Source organism: Porticoccus sp. GXU_MW_L64 (genome assembly GCF_052983295.1).
In genome coordinates this window covers 192,405-212,178 of record NZ_JBRKJK010000002.1, presented here as the reverse complement: position 1 = coordinate 212,178, position 19,774 = coordinate 192,405, and the positions used below count along the sequence as shown (strand labels likewise).

Below are 19,774 nucleotides of genomic sequence, written 5' to 3'. Positions count from 1 at the left end.
GGTGAGTTTCGTGTGCTTTACCTCACCGGGCCTCGGCAGGCCGGGAAAACGACTTTGGCGCGAGGTATTTCCAATCAGGCGGGTATGAGATATATCACCCTGGATGATCAGATTGCAGGGATATCCCGCTTTATTCACAAGTCCCGTCCCGCTGTTTGATGTGCCTGCTGGTGTTTTGCAAGGGAGGAGTCCGATGACTTGCCAAACCGTACGTTGGATAGGCGACATGGGCTTTTCAAGACATGCTGTGCCTTTCGCTTTAAAGTAAGCCTCCCTGTACGCTCGGCAGCGGCATCCCTGCCGCTGACGGTCTTGAAAAGCCCATGTCGCCTATCTTGTGAACTCCTTAGTGCGTCTCTCTAAGGCCTTAAAGTTTATGACAGACAAAGTGTTCGAGTTTATGAGGAACTATTGTGGTTGATTGTTCGATAAAAAATACCCTGTTGCCAGTGCTCGTTTCCATAGCATTGGTATCCTGTTCAAGCACCATGCCGGATCAACAGCCTAACGCAGTGGTGACAGCAATAGCCAAGGAATCAGCAAGCGATCGCGCCAAAGCGGATCTGGAGCAACGCATGGCGTGGTTTAATGACGCCAGATTCGGCATGTTTATTCACTGGGGAACTTATTCCAACCTTGGCGGGGAATGGCAAGGCAAGCCGGTTGATGGCTACGCAGAATGGATTCAGGCAAGGGCGGATATTCCCGGTCACCAATATGCTCCACTGGCTGAGCAGTTTAACCCTGTGCACTTTGATCCGGAAAAATGGGTTGTGGCCGCCAAAAATGCCGGTATGAAATACCTGGTGATTACCACCAAACATCACGAAGGTTTTGGCCTGTGGCCGAGTGCGGTGTCGGACTACGATGTTGGCGGTGCAAGCCCATTCGACCGGGATATTCTGGCAGAGCTTTCCCGTGCGGCGAAAAAACATGGCATTAAATTTGGTGCCTATTATTCCATCATAGACTGGCATCACCCCAGTCAGGAACCCAATGCGGCGGGCGAGAACGTTTGGCGGAAGTGGGGCCATACTCTCATGAAAGAGGGGCAAAAGCCGCACTATGTGGCTTATATGAAGGCGCAAATCAAGGAGCTGATCGATAACTACGATGCGGATATTTTGTGGTTTGATGGCGACTGGGCGGGTTGGTGGACCACGGAAGATGGTGACGACCTGTATCACTTTATCCGCGACCTGAAGCCGTCGATTATCATCAATAACCGTGTTTCAAAACGCACAGAATTCAAATTTGATTTCGGTACGCCAGAAAATGAAACCCCCGGTGAACAGCTGGATCACTTCTGGGAAGCCTGCTGGACGATAAACAACACCTGGGGCTATTCGAAATTTGATGACGGCTGGAAATCCGATCGGGTGTTGATTCAAAAACTGGTGGATATTGCCTCCAAAGGCGGCAATTTATTGTTGAATGTGGGGCCCACCGGTGACGGCGTTATTCAGGAGCAAGCCTATCAACGTTTAAGTGCCATCGGTTCGTGGATGCAAAGCAATGGCGAAAGCATCTACGGTACACAGGCGGCTGCGATTTCTGCGCCAGAAAACACACGGCTTACTGCCAAAGACGGCAAACTCTACGTGCATTTGTTCAGCCCTTTTCAGCAAGACCGGGTAGTATTGCCACTGGTGTTGTCACTACAGGCAACAAACGCATCCGCCAGCGTGCTCGCCAATGGTCAGAAAGTGCCTGTGTCTGCCAGTGAAACTTCTTTGACGCTGGATCTGAGCGGGATCCGTTTTGATAAGTATGTCACCACTCTGGTAATAGAATAAACCTAAAAAATGTAGCGACGTGCCTGCATTTTCTCGTTCGATGAGGATGGTCAGCCGTAGGGTGGATTAGCTGAAAGCGTAATCCACCAGGTGATGATTATGTTTTGGTTTGGCTGCTAACGTTAATTCCTGTTTGGTGGATTACGCCGCTTCGCGGCTAATCCACCCTACGATTATTTTGTGAACTCCCTGGTACAGCTATTCACTGTCTGACGCGTTTGCCGGAGCTTTCAAGGGAATAAACAGCGAGTAGGTATCCCCACTTTTTTCCCGCACCGCGGCGGTCATCACTTTCGGTTCGCCGTTTTCAACGTAGATAAAAGGGCGCTCGAAGCGGGACACTGTGCGTACGCCGTCTTTGTGTCGGTGGGATTTGCCGATGACTTTGTAGTGGCGGGCGTTTTCCCATGACAGCCCGTCTTCCGAGGTAATCAACCCCATATAACCAAAGGCGTGGTAGATGCCGTAAAAGCGGCCTCGTTTTTCGTCGTACCAGATGGCCGGGTCTTCTGAATTCAATTCGCCCACGGCGGCTTTGTCCTGAATGGTCCAGGGCCCGGTGGGGCTGGGGGCGGTAGCTACTGCCTGGCTTCTCACCAGTTTTTCCTGATTGGGTTTGTCGCCCCGCACCAGCATAACGTAGGTGCTGTCCGGTCGCTGGGCGATGGCCGGGTTGCAGGTGATCTGGGTAATGGGGCCGGCGGGTTCGACAATGGGGTGGTCGAAACGCTGCCAGGGGCCGTCCAGACTGTCGGCCACCGCCACGCCCACGCGCTGATTTTCCCGCACCAGGCGGCGAAAGCGGTTGGTGCGGTAGTTTTCGTGCCGCGCCTGTTGGAATTCGTCTTCGCTCAATGTCTGGCCGCCGAGGTTGGTGGACATGTAGTAAAGGTAATACTTGCCGTCAAAGTATTTGATTCTGGGGTTATGGGCGGTGTGGGCGTCCCAGTGGCCGGGGCCGCGACCGGCCAGCACAATCTTTTTGTGGGTATAAGGCCCGGCGGGGTTGTCTGCCACGGCGTGGGAAATAACGCCATCGGTGAGCCAGGTATAAAAACCCAGTTCCTCCGCTTTCGACATCTGGGCGTAGAACAGGTGGTACTTGCCGTCTTCGCCTTTGATGATGGACGAGCCCCAGTTGTAGTAGTTGTCGTCGTGGAAGATGTTGTCATCCCCGGTGGGCTGGAGCATGGCCGCCAGGTTGAGGGTGTCGGTGCTGGCCCCGGCCAGGCTGATGGATGGCAGGAGCAGGGCGACCATAAAGGCAACGAGCAAGCGCTGTATGTGCATGGGTGTCTCCGATTCAGGGTAGCTTCTTCAGTGTCATGGCATGCCCGCCGCCAGGGGCGATGTTGGCGCGAATGATGTCGCCACGGGCCACGGTTTTTTCGCGAATCCGGTAGGCCTCGGGGTTGGTTTTGAAGTGGGTGTCAGCCGCGTCTTCGTACAGGGTTACCCGGTAGCTGGCACCGGGTTCGAGAAAGTCCAGTGTGATGTCAATATCGCCACCCTGTTCGTTACCGGCGGTGCCCACAAACCAGTTGTTGCCAGAGCGTCGCGCCATGGTGATTCGGCTTTGCGGATCGCTGTGCAGTACCCGGCTTTCGTCCCAGCTGGCGGGCATTTGGCGGATAAATTCGTACAGGTCGGGCTTTTTCAGGTATTCCTCCGGCGCGTCCGGCAGAATCACCAGACCGGAGAACACAATCAGCACCCGCGCGGTTTCGGCGGCCACGGTGGAATGCACCGGCTCGAACACGTAGTTGCGGTTTTCTTCCAGCCCGGCCAGTTTGAAAAAGCCGTTGGACATGTCCAGCGGCCCGGCAATCATGTTCAGGTGCACCATTTCCAGAAAGCCGGAAGGGGTGAACGAACGCCGGGAGTCCCCCTGGCCGTGCACAAATTCACGGGTCAACCAGTTGGGCCAGGTACGGCGCAGGCCGGTGGGGGCGATGGGGCCGTCGTGGAAGTTGACCAGCAGTTTGTGCTTGGCCGCCAGTTCCACAATGCGCAGGGTTTTGCGCACTTTTTCCTGGCCTTTGACCTTCATAAAACCGTATTTGATGCCCGCCGCACCCCACTGGCTGTAGGCCTGGAACAGTTTGTCCAGGTCGAAATGCAGGTCGGCCTTGTCGTTCATATAAAGGATAAAACCCACGCCTTTTTTGTTGGCGTAATCGATCAGCTCTTTGATGCGCAGGCCCTTGGCGGGAGTGAAGGGGTTGGTGGTGGCTTCGTGCTCCGGGCCGTACCAGTTGGCGTCGATCATCACGTGCTGGACGTTGTTGTCCGCGGCGAAATCGATATAGCGGCGCAGGGAGGGGTTGTCGATGCTGTAGGTAAAGTCGCCGTAGCGCTCGCCACGCACCCGCCAGTCCCACAGGGCTTTGCCGGGTTTGATCCAGGAGGTGTCGGCAATGCGTGACGGCGGGCTGAGGTTGGTGAGCAGGTTGGATACCAACAGGTCGCCGGGTTTGTTTTCAATCATCAGCACGCGCCAGGCACTCTGGTAGGGCAGCTTGAACTGGTTGTCGGTACTGGTCAGGCGCAGGCCATTGGGCAGGCTGCTATCCCCTTGCACCTGCAACTGGGCGCTGTCCAGCAGCCCGGCTTCGTGAATGGCCAGGCGCTCGCCCCCCTTGCTGCTCAACACCACCGGGGGCCGTATACGGTTGACCCTGGCGATGGACTTCGCGGTAGCCGGGGTTTCTTCCGGGCGGTAACTGCTGACCTGGTAGTCGTCGGCAAAGGAAAACACCGTCTGCTCGCCAATCACCCGGCTCGAGTTGATGTGATCCTGGGGTGGCAGCCGGTAGCGCAGGGCGATGCCGTCGTTGTAGGCGCGAAATTCAACCATCAATTTGCGTGGCTGTTCGCTGCCGGTTTCCCGCAACACCATGCGCGCGCCGTTAAAGTGGTTGCGCACCCGGGCGTGCTGGCCCCAGAGTTGTTTGCGGGTGTTGTCCTGTTGCGAATGGCTGACCTTGTGCAGTGCAAAGGCGGTAAAGGGCGCATCCGCCAGTTCCAGGCCCAGGCGGGATTTCAGCAGCAGGGGTTTGTCGTCCCGGCGCACACTGAACCAGGCCACACCGTCGCTGACCTGTGCGGTCAGCACATTGCGCTTGTCCGGTGAGCTGAGGGTAACGATATCGGTGGTTTTGTTGGGGGCGCTTGTTCCGGCCAGAACCGCGCTGGGCAATGCCAGCAGGCACAGGAGTGTGGCAATCAATTTCGTTTGCATCAGATATTACCTTTTTTTCTGGACAGCCTTGCATTTCATTAATAAGAATATTTATCATATATAAACTACGGAAAGAAAAAAAGCCGTAACTCATAATTAGATAAAAGGGGTAGATATGTTCAAACAGATTACGAAAACCGGTTATCTGATCAGGGGTGTGCGGTGGCTGGCTATCGCTACCCTGAGCCTTTCCAGTATGGCCTGCTCCGCCGCCGATTCCGACGGTACCGGCAAAGCGGCAGAAAAGCCCAATATCATTGTGGTGCTGGCGGACGATATGGGTTTTGGCGATATCGGCGCCTATAACGCCGACAGCAAAATTCCCACCCCGCATCTGGACCAGATGGCCGCTGAGGGCATGCGCTTTACCGATGCTCATACGCCTTCTTCCGTGTGTACTCCCACCCGCTATTCACTGCTCACCGGGCGCTATGCCTGGCGCTCGCGGCTGAAGTCCGGGGTGCTGTGGGGTTATTCGCCGCTGCTGATCGAGACGGATCGGGAAACCGTACCCTCGCTGTTAAAAAAAGCGGGCTACGCCACCGCCGGTATCGGCAAGTGGCATCTGGGTATGGGTGATTCGGAGGCGGATTACTACGGCGCCAGCGCCACCAGCGGGAAAAATTCCGGCGACGATTTTGGCCGCTTGAGCCCCGGCCCCAACGAAGTGGGCTTCGACTATTTCTTTGGCATTCCCGCCTCTCTGGATATGAAGCCCTACGTCTATGTAGAGAATGGCGCGCCCGCATCCCCCCTGACCGGCCGCCTAATTGAAGCCAGTGGTCAGCGCCGCTTCGGTGGCGGCGGCTTCTGGCGCAAAGGACAGATCGGCGAGGGCTTTGTGCACGAAGAAGTGATGCCGGTACTCACCGACAAGGCGGTTGGCTACGTGCGTCAGCAGGCCAGCAGCGGACAGCCGTTCTTCCTCTACTTTGCCCTCACCGCCCCCCATACTCCCTGGTTGCCCACCAAAGAGTTTCAGGGCGTCAGCGGCGCTGGCCACTACGGTGACTTCTCCGCCCAGGTGGACGCCACCATGGGGCAGTTGTTCAAGGCGTTGAAAGAGGAAGGCATTGCCGATAATACCCTGATTATCTTCACCTCGGATAACGGTGCTCACTGGCTCGACACCGACATCGAGCAGTACGGCCACCTGGCCAATGGCCAATTGCGCGGCCAGAAAGCGGATATTCACGAAGGCGGGCACCGGGTGCCCTTTATCGCTCGCTGGCCGGGGCGGATCGCCAGCGCCAGTGTCAGCGAGCAGCCCATGACCCTGGCGGACCTGATGGCCACCTTTGCCACCATTGCCGATGTTGCCCTTGAGGGAGACGCTGGCCCCGACAGCTTTGATATATCTGCGTCACTGCTCGATGGCAAAGTCGCCGACGTTCGCAACGCGCCCATGGTGCACCACGCCCTGGACGGCATGTTTGCCATCCGCGATGGTGACTGGAAGCTGATCGAGGGGCTGGGTTCCGGTGGTTTTACTGAGCCGACCAGAGAGCAACCCGCCGCCGGTGCCAGTGCTTACCAGCTCTACAATCTGGCCAGTGATCCGCTGGAAAAAAACAATGTTGCCAAAAAGCACCCGGAAGTTGTCAAGAAAATGTCCTCTGCACTGGCGGCGATTCGAGACGGTGGACGCAGTCGTCCCTGACAGAGGTGCGGTGCTGTGGAGGTAAACTCTACTGCAAATCGACTTGGCTTTTTGCTGCTGCTTGTCAGCCTGTGCAGCTGTACCCCCCAAAACCAGAATGGGCCGCCGGGCGCGCAGTCCGGCGCGCCGAATATCGTACTGATTTATGCCGACGATCTGGGCTGGCGGGATATTGAGCCCTACAGTGGTTATTACCGAACGCCCCATTTGAACCGCCTTGCCCGTGAGGGCCTGCGTTTTACCCAGGCTTATGCCAATGCGCCCAACTGCGCGCCCAGCCGCGCCAGCCTGATGACCGGGCAATACACGCCCAGGCACGGTATTTATACCGTTGGTTCGTCGGAACGGGGCCAGTCAAAACACCGCAAGCTGATACCCGTTGCCAACAGCACCACCCTGGATGGGGCGAGCGTCACCATTGCAGAAAGGCTGCGCGATGCCGGGTACCGAACCGGCATGGTGGGCAAATGGCACCTGGATAACGACCCCCGGCGGCACGGCTTTGACGTTGCCCTGGCCGCCGGTCACTTTGGGCAGCCCGGCAGCTACCATTGCCCGTTTCGCAGCCAGCGGATTGTTATTCCCGACCTGTCGGATAACTGCGAGGAGGGCGATTACCTCACCGACCGCATCAGTCAGCTGGCGGTGGATTTTATTGAAGACCACGACGGCCAGCGCCCGTTTTTTCTCTACCTGCCCCATTACGCCGTACACACACCCATTGAGGCCAAACCCGAACGGGTGGCGGAGTTTGCGGCGCGCCCCATTGATGGCGGCCACAACAACCTGGACTACGCCGCCATGGTCGCCAGCCTGGACGACAGTGTGGGCCGGATACTGGCCACACTGGAGCGCATGAAACTGACGGACAACACTCTGGTGGTGTTCTTTTCCGACAACGGCGGCCACGGCGACTATACGGATATGACCCCTCTGAAGGGGGCCAAGGGCATGCTTTACGAAGGCGGTATCCGCGTGCCACTGATAGCCCGCTGGCCCGGTGTCGTCGCGGCAAATACCCGTTCGGATACCCCGGTGATCGGCACGGACCTGTACACCACCTTCCTGGAACTGGCCACAGGCGATATTGACAGCACACAGCCTTTGGATGGGGTGTCGCTGTTGCCGTTATTGAATGGGGAACCGGAAGTTTTTCCGGCAGACAGACCGCTGTACTGGCATTTCCCGGCGTACTTGCAGGCCTACAAAGGAAAGGGTGATGGAGGAAATATATGGCGAACTACCCCCGCTGGCGCCATCCGGATGGGCCGTTACAAGATGATTGAATGGTTTGAAAGCGGCGAAGTCGAGCTTTACGATCTGGAAGCGGATATTGGTGAAAGCCAAAATATCTCTACCTCGATGCCGGATGTGACGGCAAGCCTGCTGGCACAAATGCGTAGCTGGCGCGAACGGGTTAATGCGCCGGTGCCTGTGGTGGTGAATCCGGAGTATCGGCCCTAACGGAATCCACCGGCTTGTAGCCGGTGGATTCGTTCTTACTTACTATCTGAAGCCTCAAGGGAAAAAACCCAGCCCTTGCCCGGTTCCACAGTAATGGTCTCATCCACAGCAAATTGTCGGGCCTGCTGAACGCCTGAAATCTCTGGGGCGTAGAGCGTTGCCTGTTCCGGTTTGATACCCAGTGCCTGCCAGTCGATCTTCAATGTTACCTGTTCGGTTTTGTCCGACCAGCTGGCCAGGGCCAGCAGCGCTTTGTCGTTTTTCTGATACACCGTTACCGGAATATCCGCCACCCCTGTGGATACGGGGGTGGCCGGGTCCCAGTGGCTGATCATGGTGGAGCCGGACATGCCGAAGTGGTCCCAGAGTTTCCACATGGACTGCGGCTGGCCTTTCCAGCCCAGCCGCCCGGTCATGCCGAATACCATGCCGCGGTGGGGCATTCCCTTGTACATCATTTCGCTCATCAGGCCGAAGGGGATGCCGGAGACTTCCACCAGCCATTCGTCCTTGCTCATTTTGCGGTAGCGGTGGGCGAAGTGTTCGCCAAACCAGAGGCGGTTGTAGTAGGGGAAGTTCTGCATATACACGTAGGCGGAGGAGGCCATGCCGCCCAGTTCGTTGAAGTTGCTCCAGGAGTGCATGCTGATCTGGGCGTTGGGGTTGTTGCGGTCGAGAATGCGGCGGGCGCGCTGGAAGCCTTCGCGGTCGAGGGCGGTGCCGTCGATGTACAGGCCGTCAATGCCCGCGCCCTTGATGGTGTAGTCCAGCCCTTCCAGGTAGAAATTGGTCATTCTGGTGGAATCGGGATTGGTGAGTACCGCCAGGTCCAGCAGCCCGTTGTAGCGGCCTTTCAGTACTTCCCGCCAGGCGGGGATAAAGTCGTCGCGCAAATGTTCAATCAGCCAGGGGTGCGGCCCTTTGGGGTTGGTGACCGGTTTTGCGTCTTTACCCGGTCCGCCACTGATGATTTCGCCATCGAGACTTTTAAAGGCGAACAGCTCCGGCAGGTTGTTGGTGATTTCGCGGGTGGTGTAATAGATATTCACCATCAGGCCGTTGTTGTGACCATCTTCCACGGCGCTTTTTAGTACGGGAAAGGACTGGTCAAAATAGGGGTAGTTGATGGTGGGGTTCTGGTCCTTGTTGTGGTGGATTTCCACCACATTGGCGCCTTTGGCCTTGATGCGTGACATGTCGGCGAGGTCGGCGTCATTCACCCCTTGGTGCGGGTGAAAGTAGCGATATTTCCACTGGCCGTCAGTATCCAGCGGTTTGAAGGGGGTGATGTGCATATCAAAATCAAACGCCAGTTCGGTGCCTGCGGGCATGTTGCGGGTTCCGCTGTAGGTGCGAACGGCAACGGAGCGGTCGTCGTTTTCTGTCAGGCGAATGCCGCCCTTGCCTTCGTTGCTCCAGGAGCGGGGCAGGCTGAGTGGGCGAAAATGGTAGTAGGCATTGATGGGCGGGGTCTGGAAGTTGGCCCCTTTGAATTTCAGTTTCAGGCCGGCGTTGACGGCACCTATCCAGTAGCCGTCTTGATGGAATTGTGAATCCCACTGCCAGTTGATGGTATGCGGGCGCAGGCCGCCCGCATGATTAAGGCCCATAAAATAGCTTGTGGCCTGTTTGCTGTAGTGGGTTTCCAGGCGGATGTCTTTCACCTCAACTGCTGTTTTTGAGGTCAGTGTGCAGCGGTATTGCACAAAGCCGTCCATTTCCAGAGTGCCGCTGACCCGAAGTTCAAAATCTTTGGATGTGTTTACCGACTGCCACGCCACCGCGCCTTTTTGTGCGCGGGTAAAACGAAAGTTGGTGCTTGTCCATTGCACGGCCCCGGCCGCTGTTTCCACCACAAAGGCAAAGGGCTCGGTGAGCACATCGGTGCCCTTGTCGATAATGCGGGTATTGCTGGCATTAAACCGGGAGACGATTTGGGCGGGCAGGCCGTTGTCGTTCAGTTGCAAATCCCGGCCCAGAATACCCAGGGTTTTACCTTGTTGCTGAATGGCTGTGAAGGGGGCTACCAGTACATCGTCGTTGTCGGCAATGGTGGAGTTCAGCCAACGCAGCCGGGACAGACGCCAGGAATCCTTGTCGCCAAAATCGTCAAGCACCTCACCGGCCACCTTGATGCCCACCTGTGCGGTGCTGGATGGTTTGCCATTGAACGATAATCTGATGCCGCCCTGGTAAATCCCCTCAGCTTTTTGGTCGATCTCGATGCCAAACCACAGTGGCTTCAGGGTGCCTTTTTTTACCCGGATTGGATCGATTTTATTGTCACTGAGCAGCTCCACTTTCCCCAACTTGGCAAGGCTGTCGCTGGCCTGAAAGCCACTGAAAGCCAGGTCGTCTTCGGCGGCAAATACCCCGAGCTGGAATACATAGTATTCGCCGGGCTGCGCGGTGCCGCGAAACCGGTTCTGGTGCGCTTGTGATTGCAGCCAGTGGGCGGGCAGGGCGTGGCGAAAGCGAATGGAGTTGCTGCGGTCTTCCCCGAACAGGTAGTAGCCGCTGGCGCTGGGGTTGTCGCGGACAAAGCGGGCCCGGTCTTCTTCCGTGGCCAGTCGATTCATAATGCTGTCGGCGCGGGGGTCGTAGGTGACCTGCTCGTTGTTGGAATCCGGCATGTTGTAATGGCCGTCGTCCACCGCGAAGGCAGTACAGCACAGTGACAGGCAGAGGGTGGGGATCAGTGTTTTCATGGGTAGTGCCTTTGCTTTTCATCCCGGTTTGGTTATTGCGATCGTGTCCTGATAATGTCGATCTCGTACTTTTCGAAAATGCTATCAGAGGTCATCACTGCCAGGTCTTGCAGCTTTGCCGTTGCGATAATAATCCGGTCACAGGGATCTTTGTGGTGGTAGGGCAGTTCGCTGGCCAGCAGTGAGGCGTCAATATCGATATTCAAAACATGGATATGGTTTTCCGGCAAAAGCGCCACCGCCCCGCGAATATCAAAATCGAGCTTGCCAAGAGACCTTTTGATGCCCAGCTCCCAGAATGATGCGGCGCTGACATATACTTCATTTGTTCGGCGGCTAAAATGCTGCAGCGCCTCTTTGTTAAGCGTGGCGGCACCAGTGGCAAGATCAACCAGGGCACAACTATCCAGGAGAATCTTCACTGATAAAACCCTTGCAGTGTTTCATCATCATGGGGTGCATCAACTTGCTCTTGTATTGTGGTGATGCTGGCCAGAGCCAGGTGCTTGCCAAACCCGGCCTTGCGAGGCTGGTTATCTGTTTCGGGTTGGTAGGGGACAAGTTTGGCGACAGGTTTTCCGTACTTGCCGATTATTACCGATTTGCCGGTGGAGCTGACTTTTTCCAAAAGCCCGGAAATGTGAGCCTTCAGTTCAGCGATGTTAATCAGTTCAGTGGCCATGTTTTACTCCTTCTATAGTGGCAAAACAGTAATATGACCAACTTTGTTGGTCAAAATATATTGTTGGCTCGACTAATTATCCAAACCCCACTTATCCTTCCATTTGATCTGATAGCCCTCATCCGTAAATTCCACCGGCAGCCAGATGTATCGGGAATCCTGCAAATCCTGTTTTACCCAACGATCACCCATGTAAATAAAAGCGTCTTTTTTGCCCGCTACCGGCAGCACAAAGGTGCTTTGGCTGCGGAAGGTCACGTCAGCACCTTCGCCGACAGCCGGGTTGCCCAGTTCTTTCCAGGGACCCCAGATGGAATCGGCCACGGCGGAGCGCGCCGGGTTGGGGTTCCAGCCGGAGGTGCCGGAGGCCATCAGGTAGTACTTGCCATTGCGTTTGAAAATGGCGGGCGCTTCCATGTGGCGGCCGGGGAAAAAGCGTTGGTATTTGCCGGAGTGTTGCAGGTAGTCGTCGCTCAGTTGGGAGATATGCAGGGTGCGGTTTTGTTCCGATGAATACACATGGTAGGCGGTGCCGTCATCGTCCTGAAACAGGGTCATGTCCCGGGCGTATTGGCCGCCTTCAAAATGCGCTTTGATAAAACCAATGGCCTGGCGCTGTTTTCTGGCCAGTTTGTCGGTGCCTTCAATAAGGTTGGGCGCGTTGGGGTCAAAATTTTCCGGCCACACGCCAGCGTTTGGCCTGACGGTGTAGTGGTATTCAAACGGTCCGGTGGGGGAGTCGGCCACCGCAACGGCGGAAGCGGCCTTGCCGTACAGCATGCCATCCTGGGGGCCGTCAACGTGCATCCACATCACGTATTTGCCGGTTTTTTTGTTGAACAAAACTTTGGGGCGTTCCACTGCCTGACTGGGGTGGAAGTCACTGTCGGGGTCGTCCGATGCGGTCAGCACCAGGCCGTGGTTTTTCCAGTTGAGCAGGTCTTTGGACGAGTAACAGCTGATGCCAACGAAGTTCACACGCCAGGAATCAGTGCCCACTTTTTGAGTGACGCCGGTTTTGTATTCGCCGTACCAATAGTAGGTGCCGTCCTGGTACAGAATGCCGCCGCCGTGGGCGTTGATGGGCTCGCCGTCGGTATCCAGCCAGACTTCGCCGGGTTTAAAGGTGGTGTTGATGTGTTGGTCGTTCACTGCGCAGGCGCTGAGGATTGCCAGCAGCAGGATGCCAAGGAAAGATGATAGATAGTTGGGCTTTGTCATTTATTCAGTCTCGATAATTAATCCGGCGAAGATAGTCAGTGAATCAATGTTCACCTTGTAGCCACCTTTGGTTTTAACCAGTGGAATGTTCTGGCCGCTAAAGGCGTCAGTCACTTTTTTCGGCTGCATTGTCTGCGCGATAAACAGTTCGATATTTTGTTCAGCGCCATTGGTCAGTGCGAGGTGGTAGGTCTGTTTGTTGCGTCGGTAGACATTGATATCCAGGTTGCTTTGCTCGCTTGAAATCTGAAAGCCGGGCTGGAAGTCGGCGTTAAACAAGCGCGCCAGTGGTTCGAGTTCGCCCCGGGTATACAGCACCTTGCCGCCGGCTTTTTTGAAGCGCTCGAGTATGGCTTTGGTGCGCTTCGACACAGGCAAGTCTTTCTCCGGCAACACAATGCTTTTGGTGCCGTAGGGAATGCCCAGCTCCAGCATGGATGCCGAGGTCATACCCACAGCAACGCCCTGGCTTTTGAGTTGGTTAAAACTGTCCCGCACCGGGTGGGGGATGGGCGCTCTTTTACCCAGGTCTGTTTCATCGATATACACCAACACCTCGCTTTGCGGCACGGTGTTGGCGAGAAAGGGGCTGACTTTATTGCCCAGGGCAATTTGCTCGGCGTAGTGAGGGAAGCTGGTGTCCGGTGTGCTGCGCAGGTGTTCCTGGCGGATGTCGCGGTTGTAGATGGAGCCGTGAGCCAGAAGGCGTGCGACAAAATTAATGTCTTGATCCGTATCTTTGGGCGACAGCCAGATATGGGGAGGGCGGCCCGCCGACAAATCCCGGAACAGGGTGGCGGCCAGGGGCAGGGAGTGCATGCGCTCGAATTGGTCGCTGTTAAAAAAAGTGGCTTCGTATTTGGGGAAAAAATCTTTCAGCAGGCGGTATTCGGTACCGTTGGCGGAAAGCAGCAGAATGATGTCTTTGTTGATGGCGGTTAATTCCCGGTGAAGTTTGCCGAAAAACTCCGCCATGATGGTCTGGCGCCAGGCCTCCACCTCTTCCGCGCTGGCCTTGAACAGGTTTTTGCCGTAGCGCTTTTTGTATTCCCTCACCGATACCTCGCTGAAATCTCCCTTTAACGGCACGTGCATTTCATCCAGATAAAAACCGTCGGCACCCATGGCCGTTAACTCTTTTAGATGGGTGATCAGGTAATCACCGTAACCACCGGCAAAACTGATCATGGCGCCGCGCCGCTCCTCGGGCTTGCCATTGATGTCCCTGGCCACTTCGTCCGGGTGCGTCTGTTGATAGGCCAGGTCTTCCATGTGCCGCTGGTAGGCGATGATGTGCAGGCCGGCGTCGTGGCTGGCGTCGATAATCTGTTGGGCAATATTGCCGTGTTTGGCAACAGCGGGGTGCGACTTGCCCACGGACGATTTCCAGATTACGCCCTCGTCGCCGCTTTTGGTGTGGCGGGTGTGAGCTTTGACGCCCATGCGGGCCAGCTCTTTGGCGGCGTCGAGAAAAATCGGTTTTTTGTACCAGTCATCATTGTCGGCACTGATCCACAGACGGCCATGTACCTGGTAGCGGGCCAGGTCGTACCAGGCGGGAATATGGGGTCGGTGAGTGCTGTAAATGCTGTCGTCGATAGGCTGCGCTGTGGTCAGGGCAGAGCAACACAGCAGTGCGGCGATAACAGGGAGTTTGAGCATGGTGCTAAGTGTCTCTGGTAGTTTTTTGGGTTCACATCACTACTGTCCCATAAACTTTGAGTTTTTACCCCTGAATCACAGGAAAAATAAGGCCGTCAAAGAGTTTAGGTTCGCGGCAGACATGAATTGGATATTGCTTGCTGTGACGCGCCGTAAACCCATCCATGGGGCTCGAGGTCAGCATCCATGCTGACCTCGGTCACATCAAGCAATACCCAATTCATGTTGTTCGAGTTTGTGGAACAGCAATGGGTTCACATACTGATATGAACTTGATACTATCTCATTTCATATTATAAATCACATTTTATATTTGACGGCGTGATCTTGCTGCTTTGGGGCTTGTTCGTATGTTTTTACCTGTATTAAAAATTCGCTGCTTTATCCGGATATTGCTGGCTTTTGTACTGGTGCTGCTGGCCGCTGGCTGTGCCAGAGAAGAAGGCCTTGAAGAAAAAAGCAGCGTAAAGGCAAACAACGATAAAACCTCTCAACGGCCAAATATCATCGTGATTCTGGCGGACGATATGGGTTACGGCGATATTGCCGCCTACAACCCGGCCAGCAAGGTACCTACCCCCAACCTGAACAAGCTGGCCGCCGAGGGCATGCGCTTTACCGATGCCCACAGCCCGTCTTCGGTGTGCACACCCACCCGCTACTCACTGCTGACCGGCCGTTACGCCTGGCGCACCCGGCTTAAAAAGGGCGTATTGAATGGCAGCTCGCGGTTGTTGATCGATCCCCAGCGGGAAACCCTGGCAAGCCTGCTAAAAGACGCTGGTTATCACACCGCCACCATCGGCAAATGGCATATTGGACTGGGCGATCCAAAACCGGATTACAAAAACCCTGACGGCCTGCGGCCCGGTGTCAATGAAGTGGGCTTTGACTACTTTTTCGGCATTTCTGCCTCTCTGGATATGCCCCCTTACGTATATATTGAAAACGGATCCACCTCGTCGCCCCTTACTGGAAACACCATCGACGCTGAACAACAGCGCCGGCGTGGTGGCAAGGGTTTTTGGCGCGCCGGGGAGATTGGCGACGATTTTGTGCATCAGGAAGTACTGCCCGTACTGACGGAAAAAGCCGTTGAATACGTGCACAGCCGAAGCAGTGACACGAATGACAGCCCGTTTTTCCTCTACTTCCCCCTGCCCGCACCCCATACCCCCTGGTTGCCCACACAGCCATTCCAGGGCGTCAGTGGAGCAGGACACTACGGCGATTTTGCCGCCCAGGTGGATGACACCGTAGGGCAGTTAATGCGCGCCCTTGAACAGGCGGGCATTGATGACAATACCCTGGTGATTTTTACCTCCGACAACGGTGCCCACTGGCTGCCGTCAGATATTAAACAGTACGGCCATCTGGCCAACGGCGACCTGCGCGGCCAGAAAGCAGACATCCACGAAGGCGGCCACCGCGTGCCCTTTATTGCCCGCTGGCACAGCCGAATACCTGCTGAAACAGTCAGTCACCAACCCCTGACCCTGGCGGATTTGATGGCGACCTTTGCCCGCATTACCGGGCAGCCCCTGGAACAGGAGGCCGGTGCCGACAGCTTTGATCTTGCCAATGTGTTTCTGGGAACCGCTGAACAGGTTGAACGGGGCCCGATGATTCACCACGCCCTGAACGGCTTGTTTGCCATTCGTGAAGGCGACTGGAAACTGGTTGAAGGCCTGGGTTCCGGAGGTTTCACCCAGCCGCGCACCGTCGAGCCGGGAGAGGGTGAGGCGCCTTACCAGCTCTATAACCTGGCTCAGGACCCATCGGAACAAAACAACCTTGCGGCCGAACACCCGGACGTTGTTGAGCGACTGGTCAAGGCGCTTGATCGGATACGGGACGGCGGCCGCAGCCGGCCCTGATTTTGTGAATTTGAATACGGCTGTACCACAAAACCTGAAGACGTGAATCCGGAGTGGCTTGCTGTGACCGTGGCCAGCAGGGATGCTGGCGACGAGCTTACATGGATGTACTTGCAGCGTGTCACAGCAAGCCACACCGGATTCATGTCCTGCGATGCAACTATATCGGTTCTGCATGGCAGCAATAAAACTTGAAAAATATTCTGTTAACGGAGCAGGCCCATGTCGATAATTAACCGGTCAAGATTCGCCCACGCTGGAGCAACGCTCTGCTTAAGCGCATTGCTGATCACCCTCGCCGGGTGCAGCGAGCAGAAAGTGGAAAGCCCATCCGCTTCAAGCCAAAACGACTGGGAAAACCCGCAAGTATTCGCCATTGGCAAACGCGCCGCCCGCGCCAGCTTTGTGCCCTACGAAAGTGCAGAACGGGCCGCCACCGGTGAAAATTCCACCTATCGACAATCCCTCAACGGCACCTGGAAATTCAGCTGGACCGAGCGCCCCGCTGACCGGGCAAAAAATTTCTGGCATACGAACTTCGATGTCAGCGATTGGGACGACATTCCCGTGCCCGCCAATGTGGAACTGCAAGGTTACGGCATTCCGCACTACGTCAATATCGACTACGTATTCCCCGCCAATCAACCGCATATTCCCGACCACTACAACCCGGTCAGCTCCTACGTGCGCACCTTCGAAATACCGGAAAACTGGCAAGGCCGCCGGGTGTTTGTGGAATTTGGCGCCGTCAACTCCGCGTTTTATATCTGGGTTAATGGCAAAAAAGTGGGGTACAGCCAGGGCTCCAAATTGCCGGCAGAATTTGAACTCACCGACTTTGTGCAAGCGGGCGAAAACCGCATGGCGGTGGAAGTGTATCGCTGGTCCGACGGCAGCTACCTGGAAGACCAGGACGCCTGGAGCCTGTCCGGTATCGAGCGTGACGTAAACCTCTACGCCCGCCCACAAGCACTGGTGGAAGACTTTACCGTGATTTCCGATCTGGATTTGGCGAACGGTAGCGGATTGTTTGCGCTGGTTGTTGATCTCGATATCTCCGCACAGGGTAAAGGCCAAGGGAAAGGTGAGGTCGAACTGGCCTACCAAATCAACCACGATGGGCAAACCCTGCTGCAAGGCACGCGAACCACAGCGGATACCAGGGTGCAGTTTTCCGGTGAAATCGCCAACGTAAAACCCTGGAGCGCCGAAACTCCCAACCTGTACCAACTTTCCCTGTCACTGAAAAACACCGCCACCGGCGAGCAGGAATTTATTACCCGGCCCATCGGCTTTCGCAATATGCAAATGAAAGACGGCCTGTTTCTGGTCAACGGTGTGGCGGTTGAAATTCGCGGCGTCAATCGCCACGAACACGATGCCCATGCCGGGCGCGTGGTCAGCCGGGAATTGATGGAAAAAGACGTGCAGTTGCTGAAGTCACTGAACGTCAACGCCGTGCGCACCGCTCACTACCCCAACGACCCCTACTTCTACGAACTGGCGGACCGCTACGGCCTGTACGTAATGGACGAAGCCAATATCGAATCCCACGAATACATGCGTATTGGGCGCATGGCGTTTGCCGAAGCAAATTTCAAAGGCGATGCGCTGGAAAAGAATCAGCTGGGCTTTAAACCGGAATGGGAAGCAGCCCATATTGATCGTGTGGCTCGCATGGTGGAACGGGACAAAAACCACGCCGCCATTATCTTCTGGTCCCTGGGTAACGAAGCGGGGCTGGGTACCTCCTTTGAAAAAGCCGCAGACTGGATTCGCACCAACGACCCCACCCGCCCGGTCACCTACGGCGGCTGGGGTACAGAAGTATCCCGCCATGTGCCGCTGGATTTTGTCGATATCTACACCCCCATGTACGACGGTATCGACGAGCTGGAAGAATATGTAGCTAAGGCAATCAACCCAGGGCAGCCGCTGATTATGGCGGAATACTCCCACGCCATGGGCAACAGCATGGGTGGCCTGCGGGACTACTGGAACCTGATTTACGCCGAGCCCAGATTGCAGGGCGGCTTTATCTGGGACTGGGTGGATCAGACATTGATTCGCACCGACGACCAGGGCCGCCAGTACTTTGCCTATGGCGATGATTTTGGCCCCAGCCCGCGCCCGGATGACGACAACTTTCTGGCCAACGGCGTGATTCAGGCAGACCGCACCCTGAACCCCCACGCCTGGGAAGTGAAAAAGGTGTATCAGCCGGTGGACTTCAGCTTGCAGGACAAAACGCTGACCCTGATTAATCGCCAGGATTTTGCCGACCTGTCGCGCTTTGTCTTCTCCTGGTTTATCGAGCGCAACGGCGAAAAGGTGGCCGAGGGTGCGTTGCCGGATTTTGCCACTGTGGGGCAGTCCAGCGAATCTGTCTCGCTACCGGATTTTAGCGCTTACACCAAACAGGGTGGAGATGTGCTGCTAACCGTGCAGGCAAAGGCCAGGGCTGGTGCCATTCCATTGATTGATGCCGATGAAGTGGTGGCCTGGGAACAGTTTTCGCTGGCCACCGCCGCCAGTTACGCAGAGACACCCAAAGGCCTGGCCGCGCCGCAGAAGCAGGAATCAGACGCCGCCATTACCGCCACAGGAGATGGCTTCGCCGTCAGTTTTGACAAAAACTCTGGGCTGCTGAGCGGCTGGACAGTCGACGGCCGCGAGCTGCTGGTATCGCCACTGCACCCCAACTTCTGGCGGGTGCCCACCGACAATGACGCGGGCACCAAAAAGCTGATGCCATTGATTCAGGTATGGAAGCAGTCGTCGCAACTGGTTTCCCCGCAGCGGGAACTGGTACAACTTTCCGCCGACGTTATTGGCGATCACCTGCAAGTGACCACTGAGCATTTGCTGGCGGATGGCGGCGCTCGTTTTACCACTCAATACCGTGTTTATGGCGATGGCTCCATCGCGGTACAGGGCACATTTGAGCCGCTGAAAGACGAACTGCCGGAACTGCCCAGGGTAGGCATGAGTGTGCAATTCGATCGCACCTTTGCCAACCTGGAATGGTTTGGTCGCGGCCCCCACGAAAACTACCTCGACCGCAAAGACAGTGCGCCGGTAGGCCGCTACCAGTCCACCGTGGAGCAGCAATACCACGACTATTCGCGCCCCCAGGAAACCGGCAACAAGGAAGATGTGCGCTGGCTGACCCTGAGTGATGGCAGTGGCCGGGGCATTGAGGTGGTGACGGTGCAGAAGCCCTTCGGTTTCTCGGCTCTGCCGCTGGCTATCGAAGACCTGGACCACGACCGCTCCCGGGGCGCCCCCAACCGTCACGGTTCCACGGTCGAATTCCAGAACTACATCGAACTCAATATCGACGCCGCCCAGAAAGGGGTAGGGGGTGAAAACTCCTGGGGTGCGCGCCAGCTGCCCCATCACTTGCTGGAAACAAAAACCTATCAACTTGAGTTTGTACTGCGCTCTATTAACTAACAGGAAT

The 19,774-nt window shown here is 56.2% G+C and carries 13 protein-coding genes; 6 read left to right on the top strand and 7 right to left on the bottom strand.

The genetic code is table 11. The annotated features are described in order from the left end of the window. Window positions 1-12 precede the first annotated feature (12 nt). Window positions 13-159 (top strand): AAA family ATPase, encoded by a 147-nt coding sequence (locus tag ACVBEJ_RS02685; protein ID WP_447128092.1) that lies wholly within the window; start codon window positions 13-15, stop codon window positions 157-159. A gap of 329 nt (window positions 160-488) precedes the next feature. After that, entirely contained in the window at window positions 489-1,796 is a 1,308-nt protein-coding gene (locus ACVBEJ_RS02680; RefSeq protein WP_447128091.1) for an alpha-L-fucosidase, read from the top strand. Window positions 1,797-1,994: 198 nt separating this feature from the next. Here the strand turns inward: ACVBEJ_RS02680 and ACVBEJ_RS02675 are convergent, their stop codons facing one another. Continuing rightward, window positions 1,995-3,086 carry a glycoside hydrolase family protein gene (locus ACVBEJ_RS02675; protein WP_447128052.1) on the bottom strand — a complete coding sequence of 364 codons (1,092 nt, stop codon included), beginning with the start codon at window positions 3,084-3,086 and terminating at the stop codon, window positions 1,995-1,997. Between the two features lie 13 nt (window positions 3,087-3,099). After that, the gene (locus ACVBEJ_RS02670; protein ID WP_447128051.1) at window positions 3,100-5,037 is read right to left on the bottom strand and encodes a glycoside hydrolase family 97 catalytic domain-containing protein; all 1,938 of its coding nucleotides are present in this window, start codon (window positions 5,035-5,037) and stop codon (window positions 3,100-3,102) included. Window positions 5,038-5,152: 115 nt separating this feature from the next. Between ACVBEJ_RS02670 and ACVBEJ_RS02665 the strand changes: the two genes are divergently transcribed. Both ACVBEJ_RS02665 and ACVBEJ_RS02660 read left to right on the top strand, forming a co-directional pair. Next, window positions 5,153-6,697 carry a sulfatase family protein gene (locus tag ACVBEJ_RS02665; protein WP_447128050.1) on the top strand — a complete coding sequence of 515 codons (1,545 nt, stop codon included), beginning with the start codon at window positions 5,153-5,155 and terminating at the stop codon, window positions 6,695-6,697. 15 nt (window positions 6,698-6,712) lie between these two features. Further along, the gene (locus ACVBEJ_RS02660; RefSeq protein WP_447128049.1) at window positions 6,713-8,161 is read left to right on the top strand and encodes a sulfatase; all 1,449 of its coding nucleotides are present in this window, start codon (window positions 6,713-6,715) and stop codon (window positions 8,159-8,161) included. Window positions 8,162-8,196: 35 nt separating this feature from the next. Here the strand turns inward: ACVBEJ_RS02660 and ACVBEJ_RS02655 are convergent, their stop codons facing one another. The 5 genes from ACVBEJ_RS02655 to ACVBEJ_RS02635 all read right to left on the bottom strand — a co-directional run bounded on the left by ACVBEJ_RS02655 (window position 8,197) and on the right by ACVBEJ_RS02635 (window position 14,434). Further along, window positions 8,197-10,869 (bottom strand): glycoside hydrolase domain-containing protein, encoded by a 2,673-nt coding sequence (locus ACVBEJ_RS02655; RefSeq protein WP_447128048.1) that lies wholly within the window; start codon window positions 10,867-10,869, stop codon window positions 8,197-8,199. Between the two features lie 32 nt (window positions 10,870-10,901). Then, window positions 10,902-11,291, bottom strand: coding sequence for a type II toxin-antitoxin system VapC family toxin (locus ACVBEJ_RS02650; RefSeq protein WP_447128047.1), 390 nt, complete (start codon window positions 11,289-11,291; stop codon window positions 10,902-10,904). Then, on the bottom strand, window positions 11,288-11,551 hold the full coding sequence (locus tag ACVBEJ_RS02645) for a type II toxin-antitoxin system Phd/YefM family antitoxin (protein ID WP_447128046.1): 264 nt from the start codon (window positions 11,549-11,551) through the stop codon (window positions 11,288-11,290). The genes ACVBEJ_RS02650 and ACVBEJ_RS02645 overlap by 4 nt, the downstream gene beginning before the upstream one ends. Window positions 11,552-11,623: 72 nt before the next feature. Then, a complete protein-coding gene (locus ACVBEJ_RS02640) occupies window positions 11,624-12,772 on the bottom strand; it encodes a glycoside hydrolase family 43 protein (protein WP_447128045.1) in 1,149 nt (382 codons plus the stop codon). Beyond that, window positions 12,773-14,434 carry a hypothetical protein gene (locus tag ACVBEJ_RS02635; RefSeq protein ID WP_447128044.1) on the bottom strand — a complete coding sequence of 554 codons (1,662 nt, stop codon included), beginning with the start codon at window positions 14,432-14,434 and terminating at the stop codon, window positions 12,773-12,775. A gap of 350 nt (window positions 14,435-14,784) precedes the next feature. Here ACVBEJ_RS02635 and ACVBEJ_RS02630 point away from each other — a divergent pair, with 350 nt between their 5' ends. Next, window positions 14,785-16,311, top strand: a complete 1,527-nt coding sequence (locus ACVBEJ_RS02630) for a sulfatase family protein (RefSeq protein ID WP_447128043.1) — start codon at window positions 14,785-14,787, stop codon at window positions 16,309-16,311. Window positions 16,312-16,533: 222 nt separating this feature from the next. Next, window positions 16,534-19,767, top strand: a complete 3,234-nt coding sequence (locus tag ACVBEJ_RS02625) for a glycoside hydrolase family 2 TIM barrel-domain containing protein (protein WP_447128042.1) — start codon at window positions 16,534-16,536, stop codon at window positions 19,765-19,767. Window positions 19,768-19,774 lie beyond the last annotated feature (7 nt).